Annotated in this window: 9 protein-coding genes; 4 read left to right on the top strand and 5 right to left on the bottom strand. The window is 62.8% G+C overall.

The window, feature by feature from the left end; genetic code table 11:
* Positions 1 to 86: 86 nt before the first annotated feature.
* The 5 genes from H5T65_12690 to dnaK form a co-directional block, all read right to left on the bottom strand.
* Entirely contained in the window at positions 87 to 533 is a 447-nt protein-coding gene (locus tag H5T65_12690) for an Hsp20/alpha crystallin family protein (protein MBC7260094.1), read from the bottom strand.
* A gap of 102 nt (positions 534 to 635) precedes the next feature.
* A complete protein-coding gene (locus tag H5T65_12685) occupies positions 636 to 1,085 on the bottom strand; it encodes an Hsp20/alpha crystallin family protein (protein MBC7260093.1) in 450 nt (149 codons plus the stop codon).
* 108 nt (positions 1,086 to 1,193) lie between these two features.
* Complete coding sequence (locus H5T65_12680) at positions 1,194 to 2,150, bottom strand: DnaJ domain-containing protein (protein MBC7260092.1); 957 nt, start codon at positions 2,148 to 2,150, stop codon at positions 1,194 to 1,196.
* A gap of 56 nt (positions 2,151 to 2,206) precedes the next feature.
* Positions 2,207 to 2,746 carry a nucleotide exchange factor GrpE gene (locus tag H5T65_12675; protein ID MBC7260091.1) on the bottom strand — a complete coding sequence of 180 codons (540 nt, stop codon included), beginning with the start codon at positions 2,744 to 2,746 and terminating at the stop codon, positions 2,207 to 2,209.
* 118 nt (positions 2,747 to 2,864) lie between these two features.
* Entirely contained in the window at positions 2,865 to 4,772 is a 1,908-nt protein-coding gene (gene dnaK / locus H5T65_12670) for a molecular chaperone DnaK (GenBank protein MBC7260090.1), read from the bottom strand.
* Positions 4,773 to 5,093: 321 nt separating this feature from the next.
* Between dnaK and H5T65_12665 the strand changes: the two genes are divergently transcribed.
* The 4 genes from H5T65_12665 to H5T65_12650 form a co-directional block, all read left to right on the top strand.
* On the top strand, positions 5,094 to 7,238 hold the full coding sequence (locus tag H5T65_12665) for a GAF domain-containing protein (protein MBC7260089.1): 2,145 nt from the start codon (positions 5,094 to 5,096) through the stop codon (positions 7,236 to 7,238).
* Positions 7,231 to 7,944, top strand: a complete 714-nt coding sequence (locus tag H5T65_12660; protein ID MBC7260088.1) for a response regulator transcription factor — start codon at positions 7,231 to 7,233, stop codon at positions 7,942 to 7,944. The genes H5T65_12665 and H5T65_12660 overlap by 8 nt, the downstream gene beginning before the upstream one ends.
* Before the next feature lie 80 nt (positions 7,945 to 8,024).
* Entirely contained in the window at positions 8,025 to 9,251 is a 1,227-nt protein-coding gene (locus tag H5T65_12655; protein MBC7260087.1) for an AAA family ATPase, read from the top strand.
* A 20-nt stretch (positions 9,252 to 9,271) separates the two neighbouring features.
* Positions 9,272 to 9,654, top strand: a 383-nt coding sequence (locus H5T65_12650; protein ID MBC7260086.1) for a DUF4276 family protein, incomplete at its 3' end; no start/stop codon positions are given.

Raw genomic sequence — 9,654 nt, 5'->3', positions numbered from 1 at the left:
GGGATGAGGGGGTACACTCGCGCCGCACGCAAAAGAAAAGGCGGGGCTATGAGCAGCCCCGCCTTTTCTCTCAACCCTTGCGCCTTTTATTTGGTTTTGACGGAAATCTTCCTGGGTTTGGCCGCCTCGGCCTTCGGAATGCGCAACGTGAGCACGCCGTTTTCAAACGTGGCCTCGGCTTTCGCGGCGTCCACCGGCACGTTCAGCGTCAGCGACCGCTGGAGCGTGCCGTAGAACCGCTCGCGGATCGCGTAGTCGCGCCCCTCGTCCGACGGCGCCGGCACCTCGGCGCGGATGGTGAGGGTCTCGCCGTCCAGCGAGATGTCCACGCTGTCGCGGCTGACGCCGGGGAGCGCCGCTTCCACGTACACCGCATCCTCGGTGCTATAGGCATCCACGGGAAGCCGATACACGCGGTCGCCCGCGAACTCCGCCGAAGGCCGCACAAAACTCTGCTCAAACAGCCGATCCATCGCATCGCGAAGGGTTACGAAATCCCGGAACGGTTCCCAGATAGAAACCTGCTGCGCCATAGGCTGCCTCCTTGATGAGCGTTGTTGAACCAACAAGCATCCATGATTCCCGGGCAGGGCCTGGCCCGCAACGGGGCCGGGCCGCCGCCGACTTGCCAACCCCTACTTGGCCTTGATGGTGATCTGCTTCGGCTTCGCCTCTTCCACCTTCGGCAGTCTGAGGGTCAGCACGCCGTCCTCAAAGGTCGCCTCGGCCTTGTCGGCCTGCACGTCCACCGGCAGGGTAACCGACCGCTGGAACGCCCCGTACCGGCGCTCGCGATAATGGTAGTCGCCTTTCTTGCCTTCGCTCTCTTCCTTGACTTCGCCCTTGATGGTCAGCATGTTGCCGGTAACGGTGATGTCCAGGTCCTTGGCCTTGACGCCGGGGACGGAAGCCTTGACCACCACGTCGTTGTCGGTTTCGTACATGTCAATGGCCAGGGTACTCACGCCCTCGGCCCGGAAAAGCGGCCCGAACGGACGGACGAAACTCTCCTCAAACAGCCGATCCATCGCCTCGCGCAGGCTCACCATCTCGCGGAACGGATCCCAACGAACCAGGTCTGCCATAGTCTCACCTCCCTTTGCCCAGAAGTGATTCTACACCTACTATATAACCACCCTGCATAAGATGACGATAAAACGAGAATTAGAGAAAGATAAGAGTTTCCGCGACCGCTACATGGAAAGGCGGCGCAGTTCCTCAAACAGGCGGCGCTGCTCGGCCGTCAGGCGCGTCGGCAACTGCACCTCCACCTTGGCCAGCAGGTCGCCCCGCTCGTCGGGCTTGCGCAGCAGCGGCATCCCCTTGCCGCGCAGACGGAACACGCGCCCGTTCTGCGTGGCCGGCGGGATCTTCAGCAGCACGTCGCCTTCCAGCGTGGGCACGCGCACTTCGCCGCCCAAGACCGCGGTGTACAGATCCACCGGCACCGTGGTGTACAGGTCGTCGCCCTTGCGCTCAAAGCGCGGGTGGGGCAGCACTTTGACGCGCAGGTAGATGTCGCCCGCAGGGCCTCCGGCCACCCCAGGCGCGCCCTTGCCCGCGATCCGCACGCGGGTGCCCGTGTCGGCGCCCCTCGGAATCTTCACATCCAGGCGCTCGCCGTCCCGCTGGAGCGTGCGGGTCGTCCCGTGGAAGGCTTCCTCCAGCGTGATCTCCACATCCTGCTCGTAGTCCTGGCCGCGTTGGGGACGCGTACGGAACCCGAACCCCTCCGTCCGCGTCCGTCCGGTGCCCATCCCGCCGAAAATCTGGCTGAAGAAATCGGAGAACGGGCTGGAATCGCCGAACAGGTCGCGCAGGTCGTCGGCGGTGGCGTACCGCACGTGGGGTCCCTGTGCTCCGGTGCCCCACGTGGTCCACCGGCTCCAGTCAAAATCGCCCGGCTGGCCGCCAGCCTGCTGCCACCGCACCCAGTCCGCGCCCAACTGATCGTACTTCTTGCGCTTCTCCGGGTCCGACAGCACCTCGTAGGCCTCGTTGATCTCCTTGAAACGCGCTTCGGCCTGCGGGTTGTTCGGGTTCATGTCCGGGTGATACTGGCGCGCCAGTTTGCGGAATGCCTGCTTGATCTCTTTTTCGGTGGCGTTCTTGCTTACGCCGAGTATCTTGTAGTAGTCCTTGTATTCCATAGCCCTCTAGCCGAGAGTCTCTATGCTGATGGTATCGGGGACGCGCGAACGGCCCGCTAGACTGCCACGATGACCTTGGCGGGGCGCAGCAGGCGGTCGTTCAGCCTGTAGCCCACCTCGCTCACGGCCACCACCGTCTGCGGCTCCACGCCGTAGTCGGCGCTGGGCACCGTGCCCACCGCCTCGTGCCAGGTGGGGTCAAACGGCTTCCCCGTGGGGTCCAGCGGCTCCACGCCCTGCTGCCGCAGCCATTGCATCAGCAAGTCGCGGGTGAGCGCCACACCCTGGCGCAGGCCGTCCCGCGCGTCGGAATGGGCCAGGGCGCGCTCCAGGTTGTCGGCCACGGGCAGCACGCCCCGCAGCATCCGCTCGCGATCCGAAGCGATTTGCTCCTGGGCCAGGCGCTGTTGGCGCTTGCGGAAGTTCTCCATCTCGGCCTGCAAGCGCAACGCCAGGTCGCGCCAGTCCACCTCCTCCTGCGCGGGAGCGGGTCGCTCGGGGGCGGGCGTGGGCTCCTGGGCCGCAGGGGTAGGTTCGGGCTGGGCCGCTCGCCGATCCTCGTCCTCGGGTTCTGTAACTCTCACCGGTATCTGCACGGTCTCTCTCCTGTGCGTATTCGCGCACACGGCAAAGGCGCGGGGAGCAGGGAGCCTTCTGCGACGATGCCCCTTGCCACGCCGGCCTTTGCCGTGAGTATCTGTCGCGCGCTATGGGTTAGGCCTCGCGGAACTCGCCGTCCACGACATCCTCACCGCCGGGGCCACCCGTGGCCTCGCCCGATGGACCGCCCGTCGGGCCGCCGCCGGGCTGCTGGCCAGCGTACATCTGCTGCCCGAGCGCGTAACTCGCTTGCAGCAACTGCTCGGTCAACTGGCGGATGCGAGCCGTGTCCTCGGTCTGCACGGCATCCTTCAAGTCGCCGATGAGGGTTTCTATCCTGCCGCGGTCGGCGGCGGGCACCTTGTCGCCCAATTCGCGCAGGGCCTTCTCGGTCTGGTAGATGGCCGCGTCGGCATTGTTGCGCGCCTCCACCAGTTCCTTACGCCGGCGGTCTTCGGCCTCGTGGCGCTTGGCCTCTTGCACCATCCGCTCCACGTCTTCCTTGCTTAGGTTCGTGCTGGCGGTGATGGTGATCTTCTGCTGCTTGCCCGTGGCCTTGTCCTGCGCCGACACGTTGAGAATCCCGTTGGCGTCAATGTCAAAGGTAACCTCAATCTGCGGGATGCCGCGCGGCGCGGGCGGAATGCCCTCCAGATTGAACTTGCCCAGGCTCATGTTGTCGGCAGCCATGGGCCGCTCGCCCTGCAGAACGTGAATCGTTACCGCCGTCTGCCCGTCCTCGGCAGTGGTGAAAATCTGGCTCTTCTTGACCGGAATCGTGGTGTTGCGTTCAATGATGGGCGTCATCACGCCGCCCAGGGTCTCCACGCCCAGGGTCAACGGCGTAACGTCCAGCAGCAGGACATCGCGCACCTCGCCGGCCAGGACGCCCGCCTGGATGGCCGCGCCCACCGCCACGACTTCGTCGGGGTTCACGCCCTTGTGCGGCTCCTTGCCGCCGGTCAAGTTGCGCACCAAGTCCTGGATCATGGGCATGCGGGTCGCGCCGCCCACCAGCACCACCTCGTCAATGTCCGAGACCGACAGTTTCGCATCCTGCAGCGCCTGCTCAAACGGCCCGCGGCAACGCTGCACCAGGTCTTCGGTCAGTTGCTCCAACTTGGCCCGCGTCAGTTTCATCTGCAGGTGCTTCGGGCCGCTGGCGTCCGCGGTGATGAACGGCAGGTTAATCTCCGTCTCCATCATCGTGGACAGTTCAATCTTCGCCTTCTCGGCGGCTTCCTTCAGGCGCTGCAAAGCCTGGCGGTCGGTGCGCAGGTCAATGCCCTGATCCTTCTTGAACTCCGTGGCGATGTAGTCCACGATGCGCTGATCCCAATCATCGCCGCCCAGGAAGGTATCGCCGTTGGTGGCCTTGACCTCAATCACGCCGTCGCCCACCTCCAGGATGGACACGTCAAACGTGCCGCCGCCCAGGTCAAAGACCAGGATCGTCTCGGCCTTCTTCTTGTCCAGCCCGTAGGCCAGCGAAGAAGCCGTCGGCTCGTTGATGATGCGCAGCACCTCAAGGCCGGCGATCTTGCCTGCGTCCTTGGTCGCCTGGCGCTGGGCGTCGTTGAAGTAGGCCGGCACGGTGATCACGGCCTGCGTAACCGGCTCGCCCAGGTAGGCCTCGGCGTCCTCTTTCAGTTTGCGCAGGATCATCGCCGAGATTTCCTGGGGCGTGTATTCCTTGCCCGTGATGGGGATGAACACCCGTGCGTCGTCGCTGGAACCCCGCACGATCTTGTACGGCAGCACGCGTCGGGCCTTCTCCACCTCGGGGTCATCGTAACGCCGCCCCATCAGCCGCTTCACCGAGAAGATGGTATTCTCGGGGTTGACAACGGCCTGGCGCCGCGCCGTCTGCCCCACCAAGCGCTCGCCCGACTTCGTGAACGCCACGACCGAAGGCGTGAGATTCCCGCCCTCGCGGCTCGGGATCACCACCGGCTCGCCGCCTTCCATCACGGCCACTACAGAGTTTGTCGTTCCCAAATCAATTCCAACTATCTTTCCCATAATTTAACCTCCACGTTTCCTGCTATGGTCTCGCCCGTGAACAGGCGCGGGTTGACCTTTTCCGCCCCAGTATACGAACCGCGCGTGAGAATTGCATAAGAGCATGGTAAACGTTCTATAAGAGTCGCCGCTCCGCCGACGGACGCGACGGCTCCACGCGGCGTATCGTTTCCAACCCCGTCGCTGTCAAGGGTTTCGGCCCCTCTTGGCCCATTGTCCGTTTGCGTGCATTCGCGTCCATTCGCGGTTCCACCTGCGAAGAATCCAGTCGCCCACCTCGCCGATTGGCAACGAAAGCCATGCCCGTGCTATAATAAGTGTATGCAAAAGCAACTGCCGTTTGAGCCGAATAGCCCAAAACGCGACAGCCCGATCGTTCCGCTGGAAAGCGCCGACGCTCTGCGCGAGCGCCAGATTCTCCAGCGCGAGTATCTGCTGCACATCTCGCGCGAGATCACGGCGGCGCTAGACCTGCCTACCCTGCTCCACCGTGTGTTACGCTACGCCGTGGAAATCCTGGCGGGGCAAGCGGGCATCATCGCGCTACGCCGCGCCGACGGGACGTTCTTCGTCCACACCAGCGTCGGCCTTCCCTCCGACGCACTCAGCACCTTGGAGCCTTTCCTGAAGCGCCTCCCCCAGACCGTGGAGCAGGGCGAGGCAACCAACTGGCAGTTCACCGACGTGCGCGAACCCCTCGCCGGCGTAAGCCAGGCCACAGGCCTAGGCTTATCCCATGCCGTCGGCTTGCCGCTCCTCCTGGGCGATCAGTTCCTCGGCATGGTGTTCGTATTCCGCACGACAGGCGCGGCCCTGTTCTCCAACATAGACAAAGTCCTCCTGCAGGCGTTCGCCGACCAGGCAGCCATCGCCATTGACAATGCCCGCCTGTACAGCCAGATGACTTCGCGCGCCAATGCCCTGTCCAAACTGTACCAGGCCGGACTCGCCCTGGCCGAGCAGGGCACGGACCTGGACGCCACCCTGCGCCAGGTGGTGCGCCTTGCCAAAGACGCGGTAGAAGCCGATGGTGCGGCCATTCTCATGCGCGAAAACGGCCGCTTCACCGTGTCCGTCGCCGAGGGCGTCCTGGACAACGACGACATCCGCAGAAAATTGGCCGACCCCAGCCTGACCGAACCGCTATCGCAATGCGAACCGTGGGTCATCAAGGACGTCGCCGAGGAACCCGCCCTGGCCCCGCTGGCCGCCCACGACATCAAGACAGGCGTGTGCGTGCCCATCGCCGTGGGCGACGAACATTCCGGCTCCATGCTCGTCGTTACCAGGGACAAGTACGCTTTCCATTCGCAGGACATCGCGCTGCTCAACGCCTTCGCCAACCAGTCGGCGCTGGCTATCCGCAACGCGCGACTCTATCATGACCTGTCGGTCCAGCACGAGCGCCTGTCGGCCATCCTGGCCAACAGCGCCGACGGCATCCTCATCCTGGACGCCGCCCAGCGCGTGCAGGATTTCAACCAGGCCATCGCCCGCATGACCGGCTGGAACCGCCAGGAAGCCGCCGGACAGCCTGGCGATACCATCATACGCCTCACCAGCCCCCAAGGGGCGGCGGTGCCGATGCCCCGCCTCAATGGCGAGCGCGCGACGGCCGAAGGGTACCTCGCCCGGCGCGATGGCACGCGCGGCCCCTACGTCAGCATTTCGCTCAGCCCGCTGCGCGACGCCCAAGGACAGACCATCGGCGCCGTCATGAACGTCCACGATCTCAGCGCGTTCCGCGAGGCTGAGGAACTCAAGTCCACGTTTCTGTCCGTCATTTCGCACGAACTGAAGACGCCCGTCGCCCTCATCAAGGGCTTCGCCGAGACGCTATCCCGCGAGGACGCGACGCCCGACGCCCAGACCGTGCGCGAGTTCGGACACATCATTGCCGACGAGAGCGACCGTCTGACGCGACTAATTGACAACCTGCTGACGGCGGCCCGCGTGGAGGCCGGCGGCATTTCCCTGTCGCCCGTGCCCGAAGTCCCGCTGGACAAACTGGCCGAGCAGGCCGCGGCCGCCTTCCGCGAGCAGACCGACCGCCACCAGATTGACGTGGAGTTCCCGCCGGACTTTCCCCTCATCACCGCCGACCCGCACTGGCTGCGCCAGGTGCTGGATAACCTGCTGTCCAACGCCATCAAGTATTCGCCCAACGGCGGGCGCATCGTCATCAAGGGCTGGTACGATGAGGCCAACGTCCATGTATCGGTATCCGACGAGGGGCTGGGCCTGAGCCAGGAGGAACAGCAGCGCATCTTCACGCGATTCTACCGCGCCCCCGACAAGAAACGCATCAGCAAGGGCGCCGGCCTGGGCCTCTACCTATGCAAGGCCGTCGTGGAAGCCCACGGCGGACAGATCAGCGTGCGCAGCGAGGAGGGCAAGGGCACCACCTTCGCCTTCACCCTCCCCAGGCAATCCCGAACGTTGACGCAGGAGACCGCCCATGAGTAACCCATACGCAGGCCGACTCATCCTCGTCGTAGACGACGAAAGCCGCATGGTGCGCTTCATCCAGACGAACCTGGAGATGGATGGCTTCCGCGTCATCAGCGCGTCCAACGGGCTGGACGCGCTGGAGAAGGTACGCAAGGAATTGCCCGACCTGGTCATCCTGGATGTGATGATGCCCGAGATGGACGGGTTTGAGACGCTGGAGATGATCCGCGAGCACAGCGACGTGCCGGTGATCATGCTGACCGTAAAAAGCGAGGACAGCGACAAGCATCAGGCATTCACGGCGGGCGCCGACGATTACCTGACGAAACCCTTCAGCCCGCGGGAACTCAGCGACCGCGTCAAGGCCGTGCTGCGTCGCACGGGTGGGCTGTCCGCATCTCGCGAGGAACCCATCGTAGTAGACGACCGACTCCAGATAGACTTTGCGCGGCGCGAGGTCATCGTAGAGGGCAAGCATATCAAACTCCGCCCCACCGAGATGCGGCTGCTGTACCACCTGGTGGAGAATGCGGGTTGGATCGTGCCCAACGAGACGCTCCTGCAGAAGGTGTGGGGGCCCGAATACGTGGACGACGTGCAACTTCTGCGCATCTACATCGCGTACCTGCGGCAGAAGATAGAGAAGGATTCCTCCAACCCGCAGTACATCCTCACGGAGCGGGGCTACGGGTATCGGTTTGTGAAGTTTGGGGAGAAGTAAACGGCGCCGCGTTGTGGTTCCTGCGCGGCACCGACCAGCGTTATGATGCGCTAGCGACTCGGATACGGAGGTCTGTGACAATGAGGATTTCTAACAAGCCATCGGTCCCACGCATAGAGTCGTTGTCCGTCAAGAACTATCGCGCATTGCGAGACCTTGAACTGAAACAGATTGCCCCTCTGACAGTCTTCCTGGGACCTAACGGCAGCGGCAAGTCCACCATCTTTGATGTGTTCGCCTTCCTCTCCGAATGTTTCACTGTAGGTCTGCGCAAAGCCTGGGACAAGAGGGGGCGGTTCAAAGAACTTCGCACGCGTGGTTGCGAGGGGCCGATTGAGTTTGAACTGAAGTACCGCGAAGAACCGGGCACGCCGGTTATCACATACCACCTGGCGATAGATGAAGGCGCACGCGGGCCTTTTGTGGCTGCCGAGTGGCTACAGTGGCGACGGGAAGAACGGGGAAGACCCTTTCGCTTCCTGGATTTTAGAGAAGGGGCTGGTCGTGTCGTCAGTGGTGAAGTGCCCGATGAGCAAGACCAGAGACTTGAGGAACAACTGGACTCCCCAGAAATGCTAGCCGTTAGTACGCTCGGCCAGTTTGCAAAGCACCCGCGCGTGAGCGCGCTGCGCCGTTTTATCACTGGCTGGTACCTTTCGTATCTTACCGCGGACAACATACGAGGCACTCCTGAAGCCGGCCCCCAAGAAAGGTTATCCGCCTTCGGAGACAACCTACCCAACGTCATCCAATTCCTCAAAGAACAGCATCCGGAACGCCTTTCAGAAATCATCAAAACGCTAACGCGCCGCGTACCCCGATTAGAAAAGGTAGATGCAGAACTGTTAGCGGACGGGCGGTTGCTCCTACAGATCAAAGACGCGCCCTTCGAACGGCCGATCCTATCCAAGTTTGCCTCAGATGGGACGCTGAAAATGTTGGCCTACCTAACCGTGTTGTACGACCCTGAACCGCCTCAACTCGTTGGCATTGAGGAGCCTGAAAACCACCTTCACCCGCGACTGCTGCCCGAGCTGGCAGAAGAATGCCGTAATGCATCCGCGCGCACGCAGTTGATGGTAACAACGCACTCTCCGCACTTTGTGAACGGCCTGCGTCCAAACGAACTGTGGGTTCTGTACCGCGACGAACAGGGATATGCCCAGGCCCGCCGCGCAGCAGATATGCAAGGCATTAAAGAATTCGTAGAGAACGGAGCGCCCCTGGGTGACCTGTGGATGGAAGGCTACTTTGAGGTAGGCGACCCGCTTACTGCGGCGGGCGGCCCAAAGCCACCGGCTCGTTGACTCAGCAGGAGTGCTGCCTTATGCACATAGAGTTTCTCGTTGAAGAATCTTCGGCTGAGGCTGCTCTACTGAACCTCGTTCCACAGATACTGGGAAATGCTGCTACCTACGATATTCACCCCTATCAAGGCAAACAGGACTTACTACGCAAGTTACCGGCCCGGTTGAGCGCGTACAAGAAGTGGATGCCTGACGACTGGTACATCGTTGTTCTGGTGGACGCCGATGATGAAGATTGCCGGGAACTCAAAGCGCGGCTAGAGGCCGCCGCGCAACAGGCAGGTTTCGCTACCAAATCTGCTCCGGCCAATGGTGGGAAGTTCAGGATTCTGAACCGCGTGGCTATGAAAGAACTTGAGGCCTGGTTCTTTGGGGACGTTGAAGCCATTCGCGCCGCATATCC

The organism is Chloroflexota bacterium (assembly GCA_014360805.1).
Classification (GTDB): Bacteria; Chloroflexota; Anaerolineae; order DTLA01; family DTLA01; genus DTLA01.
The sequence above is the reverse complement of the archived record's forward strand: the minus strand, read 5'-3'. Positions and strand labels throughout refer to the sequence as shown.